The organism is Vibrio sp. 2433-A1, assembly GCF_056726085.1.
In genome coordinates, this window is sequence record NZ_JBRESC010000030.1 from 1 (window position 1) to 25,736 (window position 25,736).

Consider the following 25,736-nt stretch of genomic DNA (forward strand, 5'->3'; position numbering starts at 1 on the left):
GCGCCATTTGGTAGAGCCTTAGGATCGGTTATATCTGACGACTCTTTCCGCCCGTTATCATTCACTTTCACAATACGATCTTGTCCTGTGACTTTGGAGTTCGGTAATTGTTCTGAAACCTCTTTTGCTAAGTTGCACGTATTACAACCCACTAAAGATACCCTTTCTGGGCTTTCGTTGCCTGTTTTGTTCGCGATACTTTGTGTAAGCGCACTCACTTGCTCTGCATTTAACCCACCAATAGTACTTGATGGACTTCCATCTTTCGTATCACCATGCCCCACGACAAGCACTTTTAAAGGTTTGCCTGTTGTATCCAACTTTACATCCGGTAAAGAACCATCATGATTAAGTTTTACTATCGTGGAACCAGGATGTTTAGCAGCTAAATGTTGAACAGCCTTCGCGACTTCTGGCGTACTTCCCGCTTGCAGAACAACGCGTTGTTCGCCTTTTTGAGCCTCCGAGCTTTCCATTTCTTTAGTAGGCGACGAGAGTCCTTTATTACCTATGCTTTCTTCGTTACCCTTAGAGCTGCCACCTAACGTTCGTGGTTCAGCTATCACCGGACCGATAGTATTCTCAGCAATATCTTCATTTTTATGTTGATTAGGCGGCGGAAGGTTCGATGCCGTGGCATCGAGCTCGTTCGGTGGTAAAACGTTTTTCTCTGAGTAACCACTCCCTAAGCCCGGGCTACCGCCCGAGTTTAGATTGATTTTTGACCCAACTAGGCTGACGCCAGACGAGTCCAGTTTTATAAAGCTGCCATTGACTTTGAGGGTCATTTCAGATCCGGCTTCGATGACGACCTTCTTACCAGCTTTGATATGTAGTTCATTACCTATTTTAAGGGCGTGAAGCTGTGCGATGTTTTGATGTAGGCTACCCTCAACAATTGAGGTGACATCTTGTTTGACTAGGGTGCGACTCTCTCCGCCAACGGTGAAGTGGTGGTTTCTCTTTGTCTGAGTGAAGTGGTTGCTATCCACTGTGCTATGTTGATCATGCTTAACATGGGTGGTCATATCATTGAGTATTAAGGAGTCAAAGTCCTTCTGTGCATGCAGGTAGATTTGCTCCTGCTCTGCCTGATCTTCAAAACTGAGTTCGTTAAAGCCTTCACCTTGGTGAGTTTCACTGCGCAAGACGGTTTTGGTTTTGTTCTCTGGCAACGAGTAAGGTGGTGTATTGGTGATATGATAGGTTCGGCCAGTAATGATCGGCTGATCTGGATCGCCATTTAAAAACGATACGATCACTTCATGGCCGATGCGCGGAATGGCCATCATGCCGTACTGACTGCCTGCCCAGCCTTGGGATACGCGTACCCAGCAAGAGCTATGCTCTGGACTGTTGTCATGACGATCCCAGTGGAAGTGCACTTTCACCCGCCCATGTTCATCACAGAAAATTTCTTCATCCTTTGGACCAACGACCGTTGCGATCATCGGGCCGTCAATGATTGGTTTGATTTCTGGTGTGGCTTGCCAGTTGATATGGCCTGGAATGGCTTGCCACTGATTGTTGTAGGTTGTTGCGCCATGTCCGCTCTTTTCTTCCAAAGCCTGAGGCTGCTCGCCGTGGTGACTGACGCGAACCAGTAACCAATCGCGATTAAAGGCGCGATTGAGGTGGTCACTGAGGGTGAATTTATAGCCTGCACGAATTAAGAACTCGTTACTCTTACCATCAGCTAACTGGGCATCGCGGCGTAGGTAGTTTAAACGGGTGCGAGTAAACGCAGTGCCATTGAGGTCATCTTTATAACGCCCCGGGGCATCAAAATGTGTGTAAGTCGGCTGCTGGTAATCTATTTCAGCCCCCTGAGCCGACTGACTAAAGGAGTACGCTGGCTTTTTAAAGCTGTAGTCTTTGAGTTCAACTTCGGCAACGTGAGCCTCAGATTGGTAACGGAAGCCTTTGATATAAGGCACATCACTGACACCGCCAGCCTGCCCGTTGTACGGGACAGGTTCAGCCAATGAAGGTAACAGAGCACTGGAATCACTGAAGACCAGAGTATGGTTTCCAGCTTCATGGATAAAGCTATAGATCATGCCTTCTTCTGCTGCGAGACGATGCAGGAAGTCGAGGTCGCTTTCACGGTATTGAACGCAGAACTCGCGCTGAGCCAGCTCGCGCGCTAACGAGAAAGCGTAATCATTAATGCCCATCTCCTGCAGTAGCGTCGCGATGATGTCGGACGTGGTCTGGTGCTGGAAGATACGGCTATTGTGACGCAGAGAGAGGCGCTCTAAAGCAGGCACAAGGGTCAATGAATAGAAGGTATGGTGGTGACCAATGTCCCCTTGGGTAAACGCGCGCACCACGCCGTGTACTCGTTGAACCAAGATACGGTTACGATACATGCGCAGCTCGACCGCCCGATCAACCACCTGCTCTGGGGTTAAGTTAGGTAAACGACTGGCTAACTCAATCTGGTAGCAAAACCCGTAACAGGGCCTTTGACCGAACATACTAGCAGACAAGGACTCTTGTCCATCGAACTTGGTGACCACCAAAGCATCGTCGCTCAGTCCTTCTACCTCAATGATGTACGCTAATGTCGCCATTGCGTCTCTCCTATCGTTAACCCTAAACACAAAAACCTTAAACGCAAATTACTAACGGATTGATAATTTGAAGTTAAGGTTTTCTGAGGCTCCCCCGAGGGAAGCCTCAGAAAATCAAAGCGATTAAGCTTCGACTGGTTTACGCCAGTCGTCTGAGCCAGACGTACCTGCGTTAACGTGATCCCAAGTGATCTTACGGTAAGACATAGAGACGGTTAGGTTTTGGGTGAAGTCAGACATTGCCGGATCCTGACAGTGTGGCATTTCACACTGGATATCGACGATAGATGCGTTTTCGAGTTTAGTAGTGAAGAAGTTCTCTTGTTTGCCTTCGATAGACGTGCGGTACCATTTCAATTCAACGGTCTTCATCTTCTCACCAGAAGAAAGTGCGTTGTACAGCAGTGGTACTGCTTTATTTAGCGACACAGTAAATTGGAACGGTTTGTGAACACGTTGACCCGAAGGCTGACCAGATTGAGGGTCGGTTGGTACTGTAACAACGTGATCAAACTTTTGAACCAGCATCTCATCTTCGTGACCTTCAACGTAAGAGTCACCGATAGAATCAGCAGTACAAGCACCAGCAGTGATAAGACCCTGAGTTTCACCGTCGATAGAGATATAACATGGAGTTGGCATAGTAAAATCCTTGTGGTTTGGGTGTAAAAACACCCAACTCTAAATCAAGAACTATGCCAAAATGAAAAGTCATACACTTCAATAGCTTAAGGGTTTGTTAATATGCTAGCTGAGCAAGATCTTACCTAATACGAGCAAGAAGTTGCTCGAATCAAGCAAGAAGTTGCTCGACAGCAAAAAATATACCAAGTATAAGATGGTGGATAAAAAATTCAGCCTAAGAAGATTTTGTACAATTATTATGGCGTGTTGATCTTTCATGAGTGATTTTTGAACAGCATCATAAAAAGTTATAATTTGCTCCGTCAAAAGTAAAACCATAACCAATACTGCCTCATTAGACTAGTACAATAAGAGCTCAAATAAGCGAAGACTCTACTCTTCAAGCTTCTGATTTAGATCAGCGACTTTCCAACTCAAGTTATTGAGGCGTCTTTTTAGCTCTTCAAACTCTTGCTGCGCTTGTTGGTACTGCTGGTTGTCAATCAAGTTTTCTACATAACCGACACGACCATATATCGGCAATAAACTAACGGCAAAGTCTTCCAAAGATTTGGTTTCGTTAGCAACCTGTGCCCAACGCTTTTTCTTTACCAACAAGGTAATGTTGGCCATCTTAGTTCGAATTTCATTGAACCGAGCGACAAACTCATCTGCCTGTTGAAGTGCAGACTGCTGATCCTGATATAAGGTCTGGCTTATTTGATTAACCTGCTCATTTCCAGTGTAGAGTCTCTGCAATATATCGAGTTGCTCAATCGCCTTTAAGTAAGGTTGCTCAATCGAACTCTGAGTTTTTTCTTCAATAGAAGAGTGATACATAGGTACTAGTTCAGATTGAATCGCAGCTAATTTAGTGGGTTTGGTATGTTCAACGTAGCTATCGAGGTTACTCCTCGTTAGTACTGGCACTTCTATCGATTGCTTGAACTGGTACTGATTAAGCACGCTAGGATTGTAATAGAACCACGAACTTACCCCGCTCACAACAAGTGTCGAGAAAAAGGTTCCAGCCAAACTCCAGAAGTAGCGTTTGCGGGTGATTCTATTGTCACTTTCATGCTGCTTTTCCTGACGTTTTATCACGGTATGATAACGGGTTTCGATCTGATCGATATGTTCAAATAAAACAAACCCTACTCCTTCGAAATCGACTTCAACTTGAGGCTGTTGCAGTGTCATCCAGTGGTGGATTCTTTCACATAACCTTTCGCTACGATAAAGATCACGCAGTTGCTCTTGAGAAGGTTTCAATGTTTTTAGCTCAGGAATTGCCTTGCTATTGACCCAATCTAAGACCTCTTTACGCATTTTAGCCGATTTGGAATCTGGCTTAGCTAATAAGCTCAAACATTGCATTAGTAATTCAAGGCCATTGGCGTAGCCCACTAGACCTTCGACTTTTAGTTTGGCAATGGTGAGATAGCTACATATCAGCAAATCAACCCCTGGTCCCTTAGCTAACTGTTGGCAAGCCTGGTACACCTCTTGCCAATTAGTACCACCAGATAAAGGATTAAAGCGATTGTTGATTTCATCCCTGGCTTTTTGGTAACTTTCTAAATGCCTGATTGAATTGGAATCAGACGTAATATGATAGACAATTTGGTCAAGCAATATTGTATTGGACATAGATACTTCGCCCTGATGAAAAGGTGCGAGATACCTCGCTCCTTTAGTGTTTTAGTAAAGAGTCTTAGACAACTTGAACGACTTAAACAGGCGCTCAGTAAATGGGTTAGCATCCGATTCTGCATTAATGCGGTAAATCATATCGCCACCATCAACAACAAATCGGTAGTCAACCGATGTCTTACTGGCTGACATCACGTTACCTTTTTCCAGCAACCGGAAGAATGACCAAGGTCCTTTGAGGTTGATGCTTCTAGGTGAAAGGTTTGACTTGGTTGGCACCAAGGTAACCTTAGATACTGCCGAGTCACGTAGTGTGTTTGGCCAAATCAGTTCAACACCTTCACGTGGACCATGACTGTAAGTCAGATACTGACCATCAACGTTAAGCACACTTCGGCGTTTGTTACCGCTAAGCTGAAGAGGTTCAACCGAGAAATTGACGTCTAGGATGCCTTTACGGTTAAAGAAAGCCTGACGAATTCTCTGTGCTTGTTCAATCTGTGCTAGTACCTCAGGACGAATGATAGATTGAGCAGTATCGTATTCATCGACAGCGATGTTCTCTTCAATAAAGATTTTTAACTGATTAGTATAAAAGCTATCCAGCGTTCCTTTCGGTGCAAAGAAAGATTCAAAATCTTCCAGTGCGACATCTTTTGTTGAATCACTCTTGAACGGGTAGCGGTTTGCTAGCTTGGTATAGTACGGCTTGTACACATCTTCGTACCAACGAACTTCCAGATATCTGACCGCTTCTTGTTTAACAACATACCAGCTTTCATCAGCAAGCTTAGCAACCATGCTATCTAGTGGTCTTGGTAATCCAGAAGAGATGCGTTTCAACGTATAGATTGGATCTGCACTAACTAATTTAACGTGCGCCTTAGTGGCATCCAGCGCTGCCATCCCAACATCTGGTGACTCCTGAATCGCTTTCAGATACGTTTTTAATTCATCGACGGACGCAAGCACTTCATTGATATACGCAGGTTGATCTCCAACTGGTTTAAGCATTAAGTTTAGCTCTGCAAATGGAGACTGAATACTTGAAGCGACTTTATACTTGGGACTCTTCAGCAGCTCTTCACCTGCATCACTATTTGGTTCTAAATCTGCAATAATCTGAGTATTATTGTTCAATGTCCTTAGCAAACGTTGCAGTGGCTCAACGTTTCCTGTCAGATTTTCTAACACCATCACCGCATCGTTAATATCATCAAAGTACTTCATATCGATATCATTCAGCACGGCACGCCAGGTGTTGACGTAATCTGCTACATACAGGTTACGAATCTTCTCTCGCAGCGCCTGTTTATCCGCTTCGCTAAACTGCGCTGTTTTCGACTGACCTAACACCCAGTCATCGCTGAGAGCAAGCTCTGAGACTGACTCTGAAAGCGGCATAAAGTACTTTTCAAAACCTTCTTTGGTCAGCATTTGTGGAATATACAAACTGCTGTTAGCCACACGCTCTTCAAATACGATATCAAAGATAGGACCAACTAAGTTACGAATACTGATTGAAGGACCTAATACTGTTTGTGCGTTGAGCTTAAGATTTCGGTAAACACGCTGATCGTTAGGCATGGTACTGAGCTCAGCCTGAACACTCGCAATGGTGCTATCGTATGGTTTCATCACTCGCTCTGCGAAGGCATCACCCTGCTCTCTTGCACCAGCAAGATCGGTATGACGCATCGCGTAATCTAAGTGTTCTAGCAGTTCGCCCTGAACCTGTTTTTGTCCGGCAAACGCTCTCTGCCAATATTTACCAAAGTAATCCAGTACATAGTCTTTATAACGACCACTCTTATCCACCATCATGCGGTAGACACGCAAAACCGCTAGCTTGTCTTCTTCGTTGTCGGCCTGTTTCAAGGCAACTACGACATCTGCCATCAGTAGTGGCAAGAAGCGGTTTTCAAGCAAGTTAAGGTACGTGCTTTCAACCATTGGTCCGATAGTGTGTCCTTGGTAGAGACCAAAATCGGAAATGTAACGCGGCTTTTCACGGAAGAAACCAAACTCCAGCGTCGCTTGTCGAATTTTATTCAGAGGCTCAAGAATGTCTTTTTGGGAAGCCAGAGACAGATTCGATGGGTACTGAGTTCTATACTCATTAACTTTGGCTAATACCGCATCCGACTGGTTAACGTTAGTCAAGTAATAGCGATGCCAAGTGCCGACCAGTAGCACCGTTGCGACCATACAAGCGGTAAATGAAAGCCCCATTAAACGGCGTTTGTGTTTTGCTACCCGGAAGTTATCCGATGCTAACCCGGCTTCTGGATAGATAATGTTACTGAACAGCTGCTGGGTAAAGTACGCTGTCGAGTTCTCAGCATTTTGCGCTTTATTTACTGCATGCGATAACCCATATCGACGAGACGCAGAATCTCCAAACGCATTGCTTGGAACACCCTGCTGATACACTGACGTAAAGTAAGCACCACGAACTAGCGCCGAGGTTGAGAACTGGTCACTCGATAAAGCGTCCTGGAAAAAGTCTTTGAGAATATCTTGCAAACCCGACATCTGGCGTGTGAAACTATAAATGGCATCACGCTCTTCTTGTTCTAACGGCTCAGCGACAGCATGAGGGAAAAGCTCGTTAATTTTTGATACGAACTGGCCATAGTCTTTGCTGAACTCTTCTAACCAATGATCTAAGTTATTGACTGATTCTAATGAGAAGGTAAAACCTAACACCTCATCACGCTGTGACTTTGAGTAGTGCTTGAAGAAAGGTTCGAAGCCATACAACAAATCAAGTTTTGTCAGGGTAATGTAGACCGGTAAACGCGTTGCCAGAGTTTCCATTAACTCACGAATACGAGTTCGCAGCAGGTTTGCATAAGCTTTACGCTCTGTGGCTGTCGAGGTTGCCAGATGAGAGATATCAATTGCGAGAACAATACCGTTCAGCGGTCGTCTACTGCGTGTTTTCTCTAACCAGTTAACAAAATTAAGCCACAAGCGGCGCTCAAGTTCACCATCATTATCTTGATTAAGTTTGCTCTGAGTAAGTAGTTCGCCATCTGGGTCAATCAATACTGACTCGTCACCAATCCACCAGTCGAATGAGTACGGGTTCTCACTCTTCTGCCCAGAAGCACGCATGACTAAAGAGAGTGCGAAGTTCTGTCCAGAACGGTTGATTAAGCTGGTTTTGCCTGCGTTCTCAAGCCCCAGAACAAGATACCAAGGTAGTGAATAGAGGTAATTACGCGTATTGAGGCTTTGCTTCATCTTTTTCATTACGTCATTCAGCTCTACTTCCTGACGTTCTTCATACGCTGTAATTGGGTCTAGCTTTAGCTGTTCTTCACGTTTTTGCTGGTTCTTAAAACCTTGTAATTTACGCCATTGCCAAATACCCCATATTGACAACGAAAGCAACAGAAAAAGTGTGCTAGCAATGCTACGAGTCATTAAGGATTCTAAAGGTTTCGTCCCTCTAATTTCCAACCAAGGACCTGCCCACCAAATGGCGACATTGAGTAGTATAAATAGAGTAAACAGCAAAATAGGAAGGGCCGCTGCTATGCCCGGCTTAAGTTTCTTAACAAGCCCGATGATACTTTTCCACATGGATAGTCCCTTTGCTTAATCTAACGCTGTATTTCGTTCTAGTTGTTCTATTAAAGACGGCTCCCACTCGGTGACGTTCGTCTGCATAATTTCTTGCTTTAAGGTTTGATACTGTTCTGTCGCCATGGCATCTAAGTGATTGTGCTTCAAGAGGTCAGCACTGAGTAAACGCCAGTAAAAACGGTCACGAGGTTCTGTCGCTGCGACTAAACCGTCATTGAGCATCGACATCGCCACGGCAATCCCCCCCTCTTTGGCAAGACTAAATGCTTGTTCTCGTTGCTCACTCCAATTACCTGAAACACTACCGCCCGTAGAGGCCACCTCACCACTCGCTAACCAATCACGTACTAAGTCGGTCAACAATGGCGAACCATCTTTAAACTTCAGTTCAACGACGCTTGGGTAGCGTTGGATAAATGATTGAGTTTCTTCACGGATGGCCTGACACCAGCTCTCTTGGCCTAGAGCCTTTGCAATATCGTGACTTATCAGCTGACCTTCAAACCAATATGGCGCAATGGTCAAACTCTGCTCGACCTTTCTCCATAAAGCAAGATCCGGTTGATGCAACTGATCTTGATACTCTTTCACTCGCTCCATCTGCATACGACGCAGCAAAGTTTTTCCGTTGTGGTCATGATCGGGTAATGCCGTGATAGCCCCCCACAATGCATGGCGGCGTACTCGAATGGCTAATGCACTGCCCGACTCCTGATCAGCGAGGTATTCAGCGACTTTAAGCAAGGTTTGCTTCGCGGCTTTATCACTCGAATTATCAACGGATAAAGAAGATGCTGGAGCAGCAGAGGCTTGCGTTGTCGCAGAGTCAGTCGATACTGGCTGTGCCGCAGTTTGCTGCAACTTTTCTCTTTCTTGAGTTCGTTTAAGCTGGTTGGTGATGGTAAGTGCGACAGAATCTGCAACATCCGAAGAGAGTTCATTAGCTTCGATGGTTTTCTGCCAACCTTCGACTACTGCTTGCAACTCTTCTCTGTCCTGACTGTCCAGACTGGCGAAGTCGAACTTTTCCACTGCTATAGAAAAGCGTTGACACATCTGGCTGAAAAACTTTCTGCGTGGTAAGTTGCCTCTTTTACCAGGTGCTGGAAAACAATTATTCCAGTAGTGCTCGATGAAGTCGCTCATCACACCAAATGAAGTGATAAAGCGGCTTGGTGTTAGCTGGTTATGTAAACACTGGATTAAGTAAACCAGTAACTTGATATCTTTACTCTTTTCATTAAGCAGAGTAATGGCACTGTGCTCGACCTCTTGCCATTGAACACTAGCGTGAGAAAGAGAGCCGACTTTCATCATTTGGTCTTCAACAAAATCAAACAATGGCTCGTCCAGTAGCCTTTCTCCTACCGGCGATTCGACAGCGATGGGTTTAACTATGCAAGTTCGATATTGAGTCAATTCCATTACTACCACCCACACCTTGTTCTAAGTGGTTTTAAAGCTTGGTTGAGACCTGTGGTATCAAACTGCAGCCCTTCTACTACCTGTGAATTTGAGCGTAGAGTTAGTCTGCCTTGGCTCGACATCACCTTCATCATAGATATTGCCGGAAGACCTCTAGCCGAAGAGAACAATACACCAATATCATCGCTTCTCCAGCTCTGATTTGGCCCACCAGCTATAGATACTCGAATTCGACCATCTTCAATCGCTTGAGGAAGCGCTAATTCGATACGACTGAGCTTATTAATGCAGCTCATCATTAGCACCGGAGCAGATTCTCCTTCGGCATGATTAGCTGTCAGTGTAAGCCAGGCATCCCCTTCTCTGTCACTACCGTTCTCAACAAGACTTAATGGCGCATTACCATTCGCAGTATCAAAAGCGGTGTGCCAGGCTTGCGGTTTGTCGTCAGATATCGTCCTGCGATTCGATGCGGTTGGTGTCTGAAAAACAGCATCAAAACAATTAAGGCGCTCTAACCGTTTAGAGATTAAGGAGCATTGCTGGCCTTTAATGACTAGAGAGTCGTCTGACTGTTCTGCGGCATTCGCTGGCAATGTAAAATTGCTCATGGCCGCCAATAAAACAAGATATTTCAAAGTATTCATTCTGCTTTGATCTCCAGTTTCTGGCACTTGTAAGCAAGGGTTCTTTTAGGAATTCCTAAGCTTTCTGCCGCCTTCCCCCTATCCCCGGAAAAATGAGCTAAGCGCTCACGAATAATGTTTTCTTCATACACATTTACCGCTTGTTTCAGGTCAGTGATGGCAGAGAAGTCTCCTTGCATCTTAGGGTAAGGGTTGTCAGCAAGATCTCTTTCCTCAGTAAGCACGGGCGAAGTATCAGACTGTTCAGTACTTTGTAACTCGAAATCGATGCACACAGCAATACGATTAGCCAGACTGCCTTCACTCACTTCCGGCTCATTGCCACATTGCGCACAGCCAAACTCGACTAACAGCTTCAACTCACGTACATTGCCCGGAAATGAATACTTTTTAAGGCAATCTAATGCTTTGTAATGTAAGCCTCGAATTTCAGTTCCGTGCTGGGAATTGAACTCAGCAATAAAGTGTCGGCTTAAAATATCGATGTCGTCCAAACGCTCTGACAGTTTCGGCAGAGTCAAAGGGTACTGATATAAGCGGTAATAAAGATCTTGTCGAAACTGTTTGTTTCTTACCTGAGCAAGTAAGTTTACATGGGTTGCAGAGACCAGGCGAAAGTCAGAGCTAAGTTCTTGCTTGCCACCAATAGATCTGAACTTTTTCGTTTCGAGCACTCGCAGCAGCTTAGCCTGTAAGGCGAGAGGCATATCGCCGATTTCATCGAGGAAAAGCGTTCCACCATTAGCCTGTGAAATCAGTCCTTCTCTATCAGCTTCTGCGCCAGAGAACGCCCCTTTGCAGTAACCAAACAGTTCGCTTTCAAGCAAGTTTTCTGGAATAGCGGCACAATTGATGGCTACCAGAGGTTGGGAGTTACGACTTGAGATCTGATGAATAGCCTGAGCAACCAGCTCTTTACCCGTACCGGTATCTCCTTGCACCAGAACCGACAACTGAGACTCCGCCACACTGACTATTTGCTGACGCAGCTTTTGCATAACAAGGCTTTGACCAATCAAAGAGTGAGAGAGTTTATCTGCCAGCTCTCTGCGCTTGGTGTCTTCTTGTATATTGCTCAAAGACTCGGTAAGTGCTTGAATATCTCGCTGCTCTTGTTCCTTTTCTTCAAGCAAGTTCCATTGCTTAGTGAATATGTCAATAAACTTAATATCATCACTATTAAAAGCTTTAACAACTTCTTTTTGATCACCCTGAATAAATAAGATGAGTTGAACCTGATTGGAATGCAGGGGTAAAGGGTAAATGAAGACATGTTCAAACATCCCAACGCCAGAGACTAACTCAGCGAACGCTCTGTCTGATTTCCAAAACAGGAGTTCATCAGTCGAAAGTGACATCTGATTGGCAGTTTGAAGCACCTGTGCAAATGGGGTACTCATGTCATTCACAGCCCACGATGCATCGACTTGAGCGTCATGTGGCACAAGTCGACGACCATCTGTTGTTGGCATTAGAAGCAAGCATTTTGATAAACCGAGTTCAACACTCAGAGTCTGGGTAAACTTTGCTGTCAGCTCATGTTTAGTCCGGATTCCGATAAGCTCTGTCATTAGTTCTAGCAACTTAGACATCACTACTCAACCTCACCAATAAACTCGCCATCTTGTGCCGCTAAGTAGATTCGCGTAACTGGTTTTTGCTCTGACAGCTTGTTGAGTAAAGCGAGTGAGATTGGTGGAAGCAATTGACCTTCGATGATAGCTTCTAGCATACGCGCGCCATTTTCGGATCGTGTTGCTCGCGACAAGATTTCATCAATCAATGAATCTTCAATAACGACTTCTGCGTCATAGCGCTCACTAAACAGATTTTCCAGACGAACTAGCTTACCGCGAACTATTTTTTCCAGTACTTCTGGGCTAAGTGGCATGTAAGGCACCACTTCCATACGAGCAAGCAAGGCTGGCTTAAAGAATGCAGCTAACTCAGGGTAAAGTGCGTCATCAAGCTGATCTAACTTGTCTGCGTGATCAACAATCGTTTGGAAACCTAGATTTGATGTCAGGAAGAATACAATGTTTTGGCAATCAATCAGGCGACCTTCGCCATCGGCAAGTTCACCTTTATCAAACGCCTGATAAAACAGGTTAAGCACTTCGGGGTGCGCTTTTTCGACTTCATCAAGTAGCACAACAGAATATGGCATCTTACGAATAGCTTCGGTCAGAACACCACCCTCGCCGTAACCGACATAGCCTGGAGGAGAACCAATCAGACGCGATACAGTATGCTTTTCCTGATACTCAGACATATTAATTGTCGTCAGGAATTGTTTACCACCATATAGGCTGTCAGCAAGTTGAACAACCGTCTCTGTTTTACCTACACCACTTGGTCCTACAAGTAGGAAAGTACCTTTCGGACGACCTGGTCGACGTAAATCCGAGCGCGCCGTCAGAAGATGCTTATGTACACGTTTGAGCGCCACATCCTGTCCTTTAATTTTTCGGCCAAGAATAGAGGTAAGGTGGGTGATCTTGTGTAGCTCATCGCTGTTCATCTGATCGACAGGCACACCAGTCCAGTCAGCAATCACCTCAGCTACTTGCTGAGCATCAACTTGAGGATAAATCAAACGAACATCATGAGGGATAGACTCTAACTCTTGATACTTGATGCGGATTTGCGCAAGGATGTCATTGCGCTGTTCATCGCTAAGAGGTTCATCATCATTGATTTCATTCAGAGCAGCTCTAAGTTCAATAATCGTTTCAACTAACTGCTTTTGCTGTTGCCACTGCTCTGTTAGGCAGTCGCGTTCTTGCTCGTCAGCAGCTTCTTCTATTTTAAGCTCATCAAGTCTTTGTTGATTAACGTCTTTACCCATTAGCTGGGCACGTTCAAGCATATCAATTTCAAGCTGACGTTGATGACAAGCCGTTTCGATAAATGCCAGACGCTTTGGCGGCGCAGTAAGGTTGATAGCAATACGTGCACATGCTGTATCGAGAACATCTATTGCTTTATCCGGCAGCTGTCTGCCTGAAATGTAACGTGCTGACAGCTTAGCAGCAGCTTTCAGAGCATCGTCAGAAATAAGTACATCATGGGTTTTCTCGTAAACCGAGTTCAGTCCACGCAGAATATCTATTGCTTGCTCTACGCTTGGTTCATCAAGCTTAACCAGTTGGAAACGACGAGTCAGTGCAGGATCTTTCTCAAAGTACTTCTTGTACTCTTTCCATGTTGTAGCAGCAATAGTTGATAGTTCACCACGGGCCAGAGCTGGCTTAAGCAGATTCGCTGCATCACCACCACCTTCTTGGTTTCCAGCACCAATCAGGGTGTGTGCTTCATCGATAAATAGCATGATAGGTTTAGGAGAATGTTTAATCGCATCAATCACGCCTTTCAGGCGCTTCTCAAATTCACCTTTTACTGATGCACCAGCTTGAAGTAAACCTAAGTCTAAAGAGTAAAGTTCAACACCCTGCAGTGGCAGCGGTACCGAACCCGCAACGACACGAAGAGCTAAGCCTTCAATCATGGCACTCTTACCAACACCGGCATCACCAACGACTATTGGGTTGTTTTTGCGGCGACGGCAGAGAATATCAATCATCAAGTTGATTTCACTTTCACGGCACAGAACGGGATCAAGCTCATTTTGGCGTGCTTGCCCTGTTACGTTAGTGCAGTATTTCTCCAGAACGGACGTATCTGTGTTTTGAACCACAGCGTCTTTTGGCTGTTCTTCAACTTGCCTTTCTGAAGAGTCTGACAAAAACATATCAAAATGCTTTTTCAAATTTTCACGATTAATCACACCCAATAAACGAACCAGCTTTTGACCCATGTAACGATCTGCACGAGTTAACGCTGCCAGTAAGATTGCTCCCGAACGAAGCTCTGTCTGGCTCAAGTCCGTGGTGGAAAGTAACCAGGCTTCTTGAATTAGCTCGACAAGTAACGGGGAAAAAGCTGGGTAGTTGTCTAAATACTGGTCGCGAACAAAACTGCTGGATATTGCTTGCTTAACATCATCAACTGCTAAATCAGACTGTTTAAGTATGATGCGAATATCTGAAAGTGGATTGTCTAAAAGAACCTCAAGGTAGTGTTCAAACGTAATCTCACTGTGTTGGCGCTCAATACAAACAGTCGCTGCTTGTTCTAGGGCAAGCTTGTTCTGTTGATTTAATTTCGAGATTAGTGTCGGTAGTTCAATACGTATCACGGCAATCACCTAGTCTTTAATTATTCTAGTTATAAGATTTGTTTTAATTGTTCGATTACGTCACTGGTTTTGACGTGTAACAGATAGCTATAACCAAGGAAGGTTACTCCCCAAAGTAGTATGAAACCCGCGAAAATCGACCACAGTGGGATTTGTTTACTTAGCTTGTATTTTGAACGTATAACGTGTTCTGTCGCGCGGGTCAGGTGAGAGATATCCACTTCCTGTTCCTGATTGATCAGTTTGTGTAGCTGAGCGATGACTTTCTCTCGTTCCAGCTTTCCTGACTCAATCACTCGGTACCTACCTTCGAAACCTAACACCAAACATTGATAGATAAATTCAAGTAGCGACTTATATTGCTGAGGCTCAGCTTCAAGTCTTTTGAGAATGGTAAACACCTTCTCGCCGCCCCAGGTTTCATTGTGAAAGCGTGACAGCATAGAGTGTTCGGCCCATACGGTCGAAGAGCCCCACTCGGTTCCCATCACCGCTTCATCAAGGAAAGTACACAAGATGTAGCGGTAAGCCATCAAGACAGCGTGCTCAAAACCTTGCTCAGTCAGCTCAATTTCGATTGTCTTGATTTCTTCAATGGTCTGCGTGTAAATGGCTTCGATGTTTTCACATTCCGATAACTGTCGCACTCGCAGCGATAAGCCCAGAAGTGGTGTCGATGCATCAATTAGAGGGTTTGATAAACTCCCTCTGAGTTGAAACCAGTAATCTTGGTCCTGGTTAATTTTTTCGACATCATCGAACAGTAATTTGTTGAATTCACCTTCTTTCTTATTCACATCCATCGATTAACTCCTAATTGCCCAGAACTGCAGTTCAAGCTCTTCAAAAGCTGCAGCCACATGGAAAGCGAAACCACTAGAATGCGTTAGCATCTCCCATTCACTGCTCGACTTATCAAGTTGGTAATAGGTGTAGCCTGCGTGGTACGGCAGTTGTCGAGGAGCAACCGGCAATACCACTAGTGGAATACCCGGCAACTGCAGAGAAATAAGCTCACGTATTTTTTCAACCGAAGATACTTTGGTTTGTTGAGTAAACTGACGACGCAGTTCATCCATAGGCATACGAGCTTTAACTGCAATAATGAAGTCAGCGGTATCCATTAACTGAGGATCCTGAATCGCCGCAACCATTAAGCCGTATTTACGCTTGTCTAGTTGAATAGCGACAGCTCTTGGCTCCAGTACCACACTGAGTGATTGACGCAGATTGCGAATCAGAGGCCAGAAGGATTCGGTTGGCATATCATGGTTGTAGCTAATGGCCTTGGGCGGCAAACGGCTTTCGTCAGTAAAGGTAGCCAGCTCACCAGCAATCGTGGAGAGACATTCAAACAGACGTTCAGGATGGAGGCTTCTCAGTTCAGCTAGGTGTTGTATCTGAGGCTGTAGGCGGTTTAACGCTTGCAAAAGCATAAAGTCAGACACATCAGCTACACCTCCTTGAGATGGGGAGCTAATACGCTGAGCAATATTCTTCGCTCGCTCACGCATTAAGCCCGATATCTCGTTAACAAAACGGTGCAATGCCAGATTGCCAACTACGTTAAGGTGGCAAGGAATAAAATCAGGATCCATGACCACACTACCATCAGGTCGCTTCTCTAATATGCGGCCCACGGCCATAGAGGCATAAGCGCTTCGGTCTTCTTTTTCTAACATCAGTTGGATTCGCATAGGCGAAACATCGATGGTTGTCGTATCCCCTTGCACGGTATGAACATCTCGAACCTCGAGGCGACGGCTTTCGTAGCGCCCGGTTCCTTGTGCATCTGGCCAGTTGATTTCCATCAGTGACTCACTACGTAAAGGAATCGCGATATAAATTAACTGGTTAGCCAGTGAAGCATCGTCGATTTCTAACGCATCTGGCAGAGTATCTTCTTGCGGAATACGGAAAGCGGTTCCGTCAGGCATGATGCCAACAGCTCGTTCAATCGCGATACGACCAAACGATAGATACTCGGGGTTAAGAGAAAACTCCGATATGCCATACAAATATCGACTAACAGAACTCAAACGTTCATCGATGTAGTATTCCGTGTAGCGCTGTTGTTGCTGGAAATGTTGTGGCTTAATGAACAAACCCTCATTCCAAATAACACGATTTCGTGAAAACATGTTTTCTATTCCACCTTTTCCAACTTGACGTCGTATTCACTAAGAAGCATCAGCAAGTGATACTCTCGGCCTTTATTTAATATTTTGACTGCCTTCTTCCATTCGCTCAGTTCGATATCAGAAAATTTCACCATAATCCCGATATAGTTAGTTTCTTCATCAACTTCGATTTCGTTGACGAATTTGAACTGGCCGGGGCTCAAAACGTAGTCGTAACTTTTAACGAAGTTACTTTTCAGCGCTTTCTCATAGTCTTCTTCCATCTGGTCATAGCTAGATGACATGAACATCGAGTCATCCACCAGTTCAAATACTTGTACCTCCACCGGAGAAGCCAGCCCCAAAATGCTCGGGTTAACGTCATCTTGCGCGACAATGCTAAAAGTAACTTTGGTCGGCAATTGAGTGGGGTCATAAGGTGGCGGCTCACTGCTACAGCCAATGAGAAACATCGAGAAGACGCATATCCATAGCAAATCTCTCACGCTTAAAACTCCAGTTGTTTCTCTCGGATTTTCTTGTCGTAAGCCTGCTCAAAGATCTCCCAAAACAGCTTTTCAAATCCTTGTTGGCGATGTGAAGTGAGTTCTCGGTAGTAGTTGCAGTACATCTTCCATGCCCACTCATCATTGTTTTGAGCAATATCCTGGTGTGAACGCTTGTAGTTCTGGAATCGACGTAGCAAGACTTGCGGAGAGAATGCACCCAGAATCTGCGTTAACGCTTCTCCAGTCGCATGCTGTATCGCTTCGTTGTGTGCCTGAACGTTTTTTAGGCTCTCTTCAATGGCTGCTGGAGCTGAAAGGTGTACCGCACTCTTCTCCGAGTCATATAGAGTTCGAATTGTCTCTTGGTATGACAAACCCAGACGTAGTGGGTTATCTTCAATAGGTTGTAGGTTTCTGTTTAAAGTACCGAAACGTCCTTCACTCACTTGTTGGTGAAGATCCAGAATACCTTGAATACATGCTTGTAACGATTCACCCATCTCCTGAGACAGCATGTGCATACGCTCGATGTCGTCGGTATGATTTAGATTTGCCCCTAGCCCATTAAGCATTGGCCCCGTTAACAAGTGGCCACCTGTCATCGCAGGGCTTTTTACTGCTGTCTGCTCAGGCTGAATACTTTTTGCTACTTCTTCCTCTAGCAAATCTAGTGTTTGCTCATCCATTTGAAAGCCCTCTGAATCGTTGTTAGTAGTTGTTAGTTGAGACTCAAACCGTGCCGCTGGGTCTGATTTGAATCTTGGCTGTTCTGTTGCCGAGCTCTGCTGTCTAGAGTGCTTTTTGCTGCCAAACCCAAAGCTGAGAATTCTTTTCAGCGATATCGAAGATGAAATCTCATTGTCGCTGTCAGCTTCCACCGTGAAGTTAGGATCTCTTAGAGTCAGATCGTCTTCGGGAACAAGTCTTTGCGTATCAACTTCCTCTGAAGCATCAACCATTTCGCCATCAATCAAAGACTCTTCTTCATTAGTCGTCATCAGCTCATCCAATGCAGCGAGTGGATCTGCATTTTCAACTTGTTGTTGTTTTTCGTCTTCAACGATATCCAGCGTGTCATCCGAAAGCAGGTCTTCAGTGGTCGTTTCGAACAAGCTTGTCAAGGAGCCAGCACTGTTGTCATCCTCTAAATCTCCCAAAGCAACACGTACTTTGTAGGGACCTATCTTAATTTGATCTTTGTGGACTAATTTCGCCAGCAAACCTTTACCAATTGGCATTTCCGTACCATTAATATAGGTCTCACCACATAAATCTCTCAGGCAAAATGCGCCATCGAACATAACGATTTCACAATGCCACGGATGAACATGACCGTTCGCGTCTTTAAGCACCCATTTAGATGCAGATGACGAACCTATTAGACCTCCGTTTTGGTCCCAATCCATTAGCGCAGACAAGCCCGACTCAAGCTTCTGAGCATTAATAACCAAAAGGTTTAATTTGAGTATTTCAGTAGTTTTCATGTCTACTGCCTTACCTGAATGAGTACGCTTTTATCTTTTTCGTTGGTTCCAAGGAACGAAGTCCAACCGAGCGCAATATCCGCAGAACTGCCTAAAACAAAATCCGGCGCTTCATTATCGTCCATCGTGAGCTCCAGGTCATAAGCCATTTGCTCACGTAAAATTAGTTCGACCAATTTACACAAAGGATCGAACTCTTGACCTGATGGTAAAAAGTCAGAGAACTTGCCTCTCGATAACTGCCTAATACAAATAGTGAACTTACCAGTACAGTCAATGACTGACTCCCCCACCATTGAGGTCACACCAAGCTGAGAGTTTGCCTCTCCCACACGAGTTTGCTGCGAAGGGGCAATTCTTACCGTACGTCTTGTCCATTGTCTGATTTCCACTTCTTCGAGATCAAAACAGTGGGCGATGACCCCCGACACCACTTGAGGAGAGCGACTGCGTCCAGCAAGGGTTCCGGAATAAGCCAGCATCTTGCACCAGTTAATTGGTGTATCCCCTCTCAAGTCAGGTGAACCCAAGCCGACCAATGAAAGCAGCTGCGCTGAGAAATCATCTTGAGCATCAGGCTGAAAGCGCACAAAGTAACGATATTTCCGCCAGATTCGATAAACCAGGTTGATCAATCGGTTATTGAAGAAATCAAAAAACGGCTGTTTGAAACCACCAGGTTCTTCATTTAACAATTGCTCTACCACGTACCCAGGAAGTGGTGACTGTGCGCCAGACAAACCAAAGAAATTGGTCATCATTACCATTCTCTTGTCGTCAAGCTGATCAAGACGATTAACATCCGACGGAGAAAACCCCAAGCTGGTGTTGGCACTAAACACCAACCTACATTGGCGCTCCCACTCATCGTCCTCTGGGTTCATCTCATTAAGTTTTTGCAGTAACTCAACAAGCTGATAGAAATTGTATTCATGAACCTTATTTGGCAGTGCAACCACTGATTCCACTAAATCAGTGGTTGCATCCCTGGCAGAGTACCCCATGTGTACCTCTCTCGATTGGTGACATTGACCACGTTTAATTCATGGAATGAGTTAATGCTTGCGTACAAGGCAAAGAAATGGCTTAACACTGTGCCAAACAGGAACAAGTCACCTTCTGAACCAAAGCCAGCCTGATTAATTTGTAGGGTTGATTGTAGACCACGAACTGGTAACCCTCGCAAAATCTTATCTACAGGTTTCGACTCAATTTTTTGAATCGCTTCTAATCGTTGTCTAGATACTCTTTCTGCCTGCCTATCAACCAACGCTTTGAAATCGTAAGCTCTCAATATGCTGCTAAGGGCGTCTTTTGATAACAACGACAAGTAGTTAAGTGACAAGTTAGAGATTAATGTCCACAGTAAGCTGCCATCTAAAACAGGACGTAGCGATTGTGAAGGCACGGAAATATTGGCAAATGTCGCAAACGGTGGCGATGTATCTGTTGGCTCGCAAATGTCTCCGACGCCCAACTCTAGTGGAAGCAGTCGGTTGGTACAGTTCAACTTAATTGATACCGCTTCATCTACATCAAAAGATGTTGTTTCATCGCTACGAACAAAAGAGATAAATGTCTCGAATCCATCACCACGAATACTTTCTTTCACTCGCGCACGGTAATAAAGAGCGGTTCTATTTCTCACCCTTTCCACTTCATGCTGGAAGCTCTCGAATGAGGAGTAAACACGCTTAGTACCGCGGATTCGTTTTCCTTTTGGGGTGGTATTTTGCCATCCAGAAACACTTTCAATGTTGAACACTTCATAGTGAGAAGGTTTACGGCTTGATGGTAAAACCCGATACTCTGACTGGCGGCCAGTAAGGGAAATAGGATCCGCATCGTGTTCAAACAGATTGATGATCGGGGTGCAGTAAAGCTGGAAATTCTCTTTAGTTACTCTTACGTCAACAGGAAGCGTCTTGGCAAAATGAAGTTTAAGAGTGAACTGCCCAGTAACGCTTTTGGGGATAGCTTTATCCAGACCAGTTAAGTCAAAGAAATGGAATGCCTCAGAGAAAGACAAGTACTCCTGTAATATCCGGTAACCTTCATAAACATTGGTCGGATATGGCAACAAAGCATCTTCACTATCAAAGCCTACTGTTTTGAAGTTGCCTGCTGCGAGTGGATACTCGGTACCATTTACATCAATGCTGACCTTATCGAGATAATGATTTAGCCATAGATACAGCATTTGAGAACTGTATTTGTCTCCTCCGAGATAGAAACGGAGACTATTGAGTAATGAACTGCCTACGTTAATATAGCCCTTCAGCTCTAATTCAAGATCAATGGTGGTCGCTTCACGAGTGTGCTGCGCTCTTACGTCATTGAGACCCAGTGGATACAGCTCTACTTCACGACAGGTTTGGAAGTGGCACCTGGTTCCAAACACAGGTTTACTATCTACTTTCGTACCCTTAGCAATGATCTGTTTTTCACTTACACTTTTGTCTGGAGTGAAGGCTAAAATACTCATACTCGGAATGGGCCTCAGATAGTTAGGCCACAACATATTGATCATCGCGTGAGTCAGTTCAGGGAACTCATCTTCCACTTTCTCTCTCAGTCTCGCGGTCAGAAAAGCAAAGCCTTCTAATAGACGCTCAACATCAGGATCCATCGTTCGGCCGTGAAGAAAGCGAGAAAGTTGCGGGTGAATTTCGGTAAATTCTTGCCCTTGCTCTCGTAAAAAAGCCAGTTCCTCTCTAAAGTACTTATCTTGAGTCATAATCCCTAAATCACTCGATATTTTCTGTTTTGGTCTAGTAGCAAGCTAAACTGAACACGATCATGAATCGCTTTATTGTTGATCTGCGCTGTAATTTTGAATTGCAACGACAGAGGGCTATAGCTATCGGTTTGAGAAACAACTTCTACGTTCTTTAACCTTGGCTCAAAGTTTTTTAGGCAATCCTGTATAGCAAGGTTAATCTTAAGAGAGAGATCGAGACCATCTAAAGTCGTGTCGTTAAAATCGATCAGACCTAACTCCCGCGAACTTTGAGCACCTCCAACGCGAGTGTTAAGAATTCTGGATATGTTGAGCTTAATAGACCTCAGTATATCACTGGGAGCTGGCCCTTGAGTCAAAGAGACGTTTTCAGTGTTGGCTTCTAAGCGTTCAAAGAAGCCAACGCCAAACGTACTTTCTTCTGGTGCAAAGTACGTCATATCAATTAAGCCTGATCTAAACGACCAACCAGAGACAACTCGAAGTTCGCACCCATATATTTAAAGTGAGGACGCACAGAAAGCGAAACCTGGTACCAACCTGGGTTTCCTTCAACGTCAGCGACTTCAATCTTAGCGGCGCGAAGTGGGCGCCGACTACGTACGTCTGCCGGCGGGTTCTCCTGATCAGCCACGTACTGCTTAATCCAGGTATTTAGCTCTCGCTCTAGATCCTGACGCTCTTTCCAGGAACCAATTTGCTCACGTTGTAGAACTTTAATGTAGTGAGCTAAACGGTTGATGATCATCATGTAAGGTAACTGAGTACCAAGCTTGTAGTTGGTCTCGGCTTCTTTACCTTCTTTAGTGTTAGGGAAGATCTTTGGCTTCTGGATAGAGTTTGCAGAGAAGAATGCTGCATTATCGCTGCCTTTACGCATAGTTAATGCAATAAAGCCTTCTTCAGCCAATTCAAACTCTTTACGGTCAGTGATTAACACTTCCGTTGGGATCTTAGCTTGCAGTGCACCCATTGACTCAAATACATGCACTGGCAAATCTTCAACTGCGCCGCCGCTTTGAGGACCAATGATGTTTGGACACCAGCGGTATTTTGCAAAGCTGTCCGTCAAACGTGTAGCAAACGCAAATACAGTATTACCCCACAAATAATGTTCATGAGACTCCGCAACACTCTCTGAGTAGTTGAATGATTTAATTGGATTTTCTGTTGGGTCGTAAGGTACACGTAAAAGGAAGCGCGGTGCTGTTAGACCGAGGTAACGTGCATCTTCAGACTCACGTAGTGAACGCCACTTAGTATATTTAGGGCTTTCGAAGATAGATTTAACATCTTTAATGTTTGGTAGTTCTTCAAACGAATCGATGCCGAAGAACTCAGGTCCAACGCTTGAAATAAACGGTGCATGAGCCATAGCACCTAGTGCCCCCATATATTGAAGAAGCTTCATATCAGGCGTTGAAGGCGTAAATGCAAAGTTACCAACAATTGCACCGGTAGGCTCGCCACCAAACTGGCCATAGCCTGAAGAGTAGACGTGCTTATATAGACCTGATTGTGTCGTTTCTGGAGCAAACTCAAAGTCTTCAAGTAGTTCTTCTTTGGTTACGTGTAGCAGGTCAATCTTGTTGTTTTCACCAAAATCAGTACGGTCAACAAGCAGTTTAAGACCACGCCAAGAAGATTCCATTTGTTGGAACTTGCTATCGTGCAGAATTTCATCCATCTGCGCACTGATCTTTTTATCTAGCTCTACCAGCATTTGGTCAACTAGAGACTTGTTTACTGCTTCTTCAGTTTGTTCAGAACCAATTAAGTTTTCGATGAAAGCTGCTACGCCTTTCTTTGCAATATCGTAGCCATCTTCGCTTGGCGCAATTTTCGTCTGCGCCATGATTTCATCCAGTAAGCCGCCTTCAGCCTGCTGGGGTCTTTCAAGTACCGTTTCTGTAGACATCAGGTATTCCCTAATCCATTAAATAACGAATGTTATTGGTCAGTGTTTTGTTTTATTTAGCGTCTTCTCTGACGAGATTTAGCTCTTGTAGAAGCTTGTCGCGAGAATCTTGCGAGTGTAGCAACTCTTGCAGGCGATCGCGGAAAGCCGGAATATTGCCAAGTGGGCCTTTTAACGCCACTAAAGCTTCTCGAAGTTCAATTAGCTTTTTAAGGTCTGGAACCTGATCCGCAACTGAATCCGGTGCAAAGTCAGATAAAGAGTTAAATCGCAACTCAATAGGTAACTCTGCATTTTCATCTTCAGTGAGTTTGCTTTTCACTGAAGTAGATAGACTCAACTCACTTTCACGCATCACGAATTCAAAGTTGTTCTTATCAACTGAAACGGTACTACGCTCTTCGACAGGGGTTTCTTCGGTATGGCCTTTAAAGTCACCCACCACTAATGTTTTTAGTGGAAGTTCAACTTCAGCCTGAGCATCGCCGGTAGCAGGAACATACTTAATATTAATCCGCTCTTTAGGTGCAACGCTTCCTTCCTTAGACATAATCAAAGTTCTCCGATAGTAAATTTAAATTGGGACGTTATTTATATCGACAATAAAATCACCTACCCATTACCAACGAAGATATAGGTTAAATAACATTACTATCAAATATAACTCTAGATTTCTATACAACTACTAAGTTGAACAATTTCATCAAAAAAAACACATTCCATTAAATTAAGTTAATGGCAAATAATTAAAACAATGTAGTATGGCTTACTTATATAATTTACATGAATGAAAATGTATTAGCTATGATTAAAATTAACGAATAACATCCATACTTATTACTTAATAAGTACTCCAAAGATAGTCATAGTGGTAGAAGTACGGGACTTCGGACGCTTCATCTTTCAATGCCTTAGAATGAAGATGTTGAACATCTGCAATTTTATCAACGGTCTCTTTATAGTTCGTTTCAACTTGCTGATAAACGCTGGCGAGCCTGTCCTGTCCGGCATTTTCTAAGTAAAGTTCAAAGTATTCCTTTGCCTTTATCAGGTCTGGTTCGACAAAGCTGTATCTAGGGCTGTTACCACTATAGATATTACCTAATGTAACCAAAGAGGTAATATCTCCTAGAATCAGAGCCTTTTCCCTCCACTTCAAGGCTTCTTCAAACTTTCCTTTAGACTCCAGAATCGCTGTGTATCTCTTAATAGCCGGTATATAACCAGAAGCTGCGGCATGTAAGTATCTATTCGTTGACTGAGCGATTCGCTTGCTGTCAAAGAAATAGTTTCCCTCTCCATTCTCTAGCCGTTGAGCGCTTACCATATAAGCGCTAGGTATATCGAACTCCATAGCCCTATTTAAGTAATAGTCGGACAAAGCTGCATCTGAAGCATGAAAGTATTCTGATAAGTGTAAATAAGCTAAACCTGGAGATTTCGCTCCTAAATCAATTAGGCTATTGTAGTATTCACTCTTATATTTATTGCGTTTCGCTGCGCTTAACCAGTCTCCGTAGCGATATAAGTACTTGAGAGCTGGTCTATTTCCGCCTTCTGCGGCTTTAATCAAGTAATCTCGTGCATATCCGGTTGCACGCGCACTGTCATGGTAGCCCATCATTTCCATTGCGTAGGCGTAAGCCCCGTCTGGGTAATCGTTATCAGCAGAATACTTAAGGTACTCTCTCGCTTCTAAATTCCTAAACTGAGCCCGAAGCAGCTTACCATACTGATAAGCATCAGCTGCTGACATCTTCTCGACATCATAATCTTCACTTGCTAATGCGATCGGACTTAAAACTATGCTAACGATAGCCATAGACAGCAATCTAGCTAATATTGACACTATTACCACCTTGTAACACACCACCGCAACTCACCAGGTCTCCTGCTTTTGCAGTTGGCTTACCATCAAACATTACAGTACCTAAGCCTGATATTACAGACGTGAGCGGGAAACCATCATGTTCGATTCCTATATACTCAATACTGATTCCATTTTCCATAGAGGCTTCATTAATAACATATAGCACTATAAGTCGATGTTAACCCGTAGATTACTGTAAAGAAACAACAGTTCATCAGCAACTCCCAATAACAGATAATAATGCAACTATGAGCACGAAATCTCACTTTACTGCGTATTTCGGTGAGTGCAAACGCTTGTTTTGTTTCAGTTTATGCCGAACACTTGAACCAGCACTTTTTCTTTTTTCCTATTTTATTTGAGTTCACGTCAGCATAG

General features: G+C 44.3%; 19 protein-coding genes. All 19 read right to left on the bottom strand.

What is annotated here, in order from left to right; translation table 11 throughout:
- The coding region (gene tssI / locus ACU01J_RS19970) for a type VI secretion system tip protein TssI/VgrG (protein WP_481087259.1) at positions 1 to 2,576 on the bottom strand (2,576 nt) is incomplete at its 3' end.
- Between the two features lie 123 nt (positions 2,577 to 2,699).
- On the bottom strand, positions 2,700 to 3,218 hold the full coding sequence (locus tag ACU01J_RS19975) for an Hcp family type VI secretion system effector (protein WP_069669095.1): 519 nt from the start codon (positions 3,216 to 3,218) through the stop codon (positions 2,700 to 2,702).
- A gap of 375 nt (positions 3,219 to 3,593) precedes the next feature.
- Positions 3,594 to 4,850, bottom strand: coding sequence for a type VI secretion system ImpA family N-terminal domain-containing protein (locus tag ACU01J_RS19980; protein ID WP_481087260.1), 1,257 nt, complete (start codon positions 4,848 to 4,850; stop codon positions 3,594 to 3,596).
- Between the two features lie 51 nt (positions 4,851 to 4,901).
- On the bottom strand, positions 4,902 to 8,444 hold the full coding sequence (gene tssM / locus ACU01J_RS19985; protein ID WP_481087261.1) for a type VI secretion system membrane subunit TssM: 3,543 nt from the start codon (positions 8,442 to 8,444) through the stop codon (positions 4,902 to 4,904).
- Between the two features lie 15 nt (positions 8,445 to 8,459).
- Positions 8,460 to 9,872: a type VI secretion system protein TssA gene (gene tssA / locus ACU01J_RS19990; protein WP_481087262.1), complete on the bottom strand. Its 1,413-nt coding sequence runs from the start codon at positions 9,870 to 9,872 to the stop codon at positions 8,460 to 8,462.
- Positions 9,873 to 9,874: 2 nt separating this feature from the next.
- A complete protein-coding gene (vasI, locus tag ACU01J_RS19995) occupies positions 9,875 to 10,519 on the bottom strand; it encodes a type VI secretion system-associated protein VasI (RefSeq protein ID WP_481087263.1) in 645 nt (214 codons plus the stop codon).
- Positions 10,516 to 12,111, bottom strand: a complete 1,596-nt coding sequence (locus tag ACU01J_RS20000; RefSeq protein WP_481087264.1) for a sigma-54 interaction domain-containing protein — start codon at positions 12,109 to 12,111, stop codon at positions 10,516 to 10,518. The genes vasI and ACU01J_RS20000 overlap by 4 nt, the downstream gene beginning before the upstream one ends.
- A gap of 2 nt (positions 12,112 to 12,113) precedes the next feature.
- Positions 12,114 to 14,717: a type VI secretion system ATPase TssH gene (tssH, locus tag ACU01J_RS20005; protein ID WP_481087265.1), complete on the bottom strand. Its 2,604-nt coding sequence runs from the start codon at positions 14,715 to 14,717 to the stop codon at positions 12,114 to 12,116.
- Between the two features lie 29 nt (positions 14,718 to 14,746).
- Positions 14,747 to 15,520, bottom strand: a complete 774-nt coding sequence (gene icmH, locus ACU01J_RS20010; RefSeq protein WP_481087266.1) for a type IVB secretion system protein IcmH/DotU — start codon at positions 15,518 to 15,520, stop codon at positions 14,747 to 14,749.
- Positions 15,521 to 15,523: 3 nt separating this feature from the next.
- Positions 15,524 to 16,858: a type VI secretion system baseplate subunit TssK gene (gene tssK, locus ACU01J_RS20015; protein WP_481087267.1), complete on the bottom strand. Its 1,335-nt coding sequence runs from the start codon at positions 16,856 to 16,858 to the stop codon at positions 15,524 to 15,526.
- Between the two features lie 5 nt (positions 16,859 to 16,863).
- Complete coding sequence (tssJ, locus tag ACU01J_RS20020; protein ID WP_481087268.1) at positions 16,864 to 17,343, bottom strand: type VI secretion system lipoprotein TssJ; 480 nt, start codon at positions 17,341 to 17,343, stop codon at positions 16,864 to 16,866.
- A 2-nt stretch (positions 17,344 to 17,345) separates the two neighbouring features.
- Positions 17,346 to 18,830, bottom strand: a complete 1,485-nt coding sequence (gene tagH / locus ACU01J_RS20025) for a type VI secretion system-associated FHA domain protein TagH (protein ID WP_481087269.1) — start codon at positions 18,828 to 18,830, stop codon at positions 17,346 to 17,348.
- A gap of 2 nt (positions 18,831 to 18,832) precedes the next feature.
- Positions 18,833 to 19,834: a type VI secretion system baseplate subunit TssG gene (gene tssG / locus ACU01J_RS20030; RefSeq protein WP_481087270.1), complete on the bottom strand. Its 1,002-nt coding sequence runs from the start codon at positions 19,832 to 19,834 to the stop codon at positions 18,833 to 18,835.
- Entirely contained in the window at positions 19,798 to 21,567 is a 1,770-nt protein-coding gene (gene tssF, locus ACU01J_RS20035; protein WP_481087271.1) for a type VI secretion system baseplate subunit TssF, read from the bottom strand. The genes tssG and tssF overlap by 37 nt, the downstream gene beginning before the upstream one ends.
- Positions 21,568 to 21,572: 5 nt before the next feature.
- Positions 21,573 to 22,010, bottom strand: coding sequence for a type VI secretion system baseplate subunit TssE (tssE, locus tag ACU01J_RS20040; RefSeq protein WP_481087272.1), 438 nt, complete (start codon positions 22,008 to 22,010; stop codon positions 21,573 to 21,575).
- A gap of 5 nt (positions 22,011 to 22,015) precedes the next feature.
- Complete coding sequence (gene tssC, locus ACU01J_RS20045; protein ID WP_481087276.1) at positions 22,016 to 23,491, bottom strand: type VI secretion system contractile sheath large subunit; 1,476 nt, start codon at positions 23,489 to 23,491, stop codon at positions 22,016 to 22,018.
- Positions 23,492 to 23,540: 49 nt separating this feature from the next.
- Positions 23,541 to 24,038: a type VI secretion system contractile sheath small subunit gene (tssB, locus tag ACU01J_RS20050; protein WP_481087273.1), complete on the bottom strand. Its 498-nt coding sequence runs from the start codon at positions 24,036 to 24,038 to the stop codon at positions 23,541 to 23,543.
- Between the two features lie 291 nt (positions 24,039 to 24,329).
- Positions 24,330 to 25,337 carry an SEL1-like repeat protein gene (locus tag ACU01J_RS20055; protein WP_481087274.1) on the bottom strand — a complete coding sequence of 336 codons (1,008 nt, stop codon included), beginning with the start codon at positions 25,335 to 25,337 and terminating at the stop codon, positions 24,330 to 24,332.
- Positions 25,321 to 25,497 (bottom strand): hypothetical protein, encoded by a 177-nt coding sequence (locus ACU01J_RS20060; RefSeq protein WP_481087275.1) that lies wholly within the window; start codon positions 25,495 to 25,497, stop codon positions 25,321 to 25,323. Before ACU01J_RS20060 ends, ACU01J_RS20055 begins: the two co-directional genes overlap by 17 nt.
- Between the last annotated feature and the right edge of the window lie 239 nt (positions 25,498 to 25,736).

Coding starts and splice junctions, on each gene's coding strand:
- tssG (WP_481087270.1), bottom strand. CDS start 19,834: ATGGGGTACTCTGCCAGGGATGCAACCACTGATTTAGTGGAATCAGTG.
- ACU01J_RS20000 (WP_481087264.1), bottom strand. CDS start 12,111: ATGTCTAAGTTGCTAGAACTAATGACAGAGCTTATCGGAATCCGGACT.
- vasI (WP_481087263.1), bottom strand. CDS start 10,519: ATGAATACTTTGAAATATCTTGTTTTATTGGCGGCCATGAGCAATTTT.
- ACU01J_RS19975 (WP_069669095.1), bottom strand. CDS start 3,218: ATGCCAACTCCATGTTATATCTCTATCGACGGTGAAACTCAGGGTCTT.
- tssM (WP_481087261.1), bottom strand. CDS start 8,444: ATGTGGAAAAGTATCATCGGGCTTGTTAAGAAACTTAAGCCGGGCATA.
- tssA (WP_481087262.1), bottom strand. CDS start 9,872: ATGGAATTGACTCAATATCGAACTTGCATAGTTAAACCCATCGCTGTC.
- ACU01J_RS19980 (WP_481087260.1), bottom strand. CDS start 4,850: ATGTCCAATACAATATTGCTTGACCAAATTGTCTATCATATTACGTCT.
- icmH (WP_481087266.1), bottom strand. CDS start 15,520: ATGGATGTGAATAAGAAAGAAGGTGAATTCAACAAATTACTGTTCGAT.
- tagH (WP_481087269.1), bottom strand. CDS start 18,830: ATGAAAACTACTGAAATACTCAAATTAAACCTTTTGGTTATTAATGCT.
- tssK (WP_481087267.1), bottom strand. CDS start 16,858: ATGTTTTCACGAAATCGTGTTATTTGGAATGAGGGTTTGTTCATTAAG.
- tssF (WP_481087271.1), bottom strand. CDS start 21,567: ATGACTCAAGATAAGTACTTTAGAGAGGAACTGGCTTTTTTACGAGAG.
- ACU01J_RS20060 (WP_481087275.1), bottom strand. CDS start 25,497: ATGGAAAATGGAATCAGTATTGAGTATATAGGAATCGAACATGATGGT.
- tssE (WP_481087272.1), bottom strand. CDS start 22,010: ATGACGTACTTTGCACCAGAAGAAAGTACGTTTGGCGTTGGCTTCTTT.
- tssB (WP_481087273.1), bottom strand. CDS start 24,038: ATGTCTAAGGAAGGAAGCGTTGCACCTAAAGAGCGGATTAATATTAAG.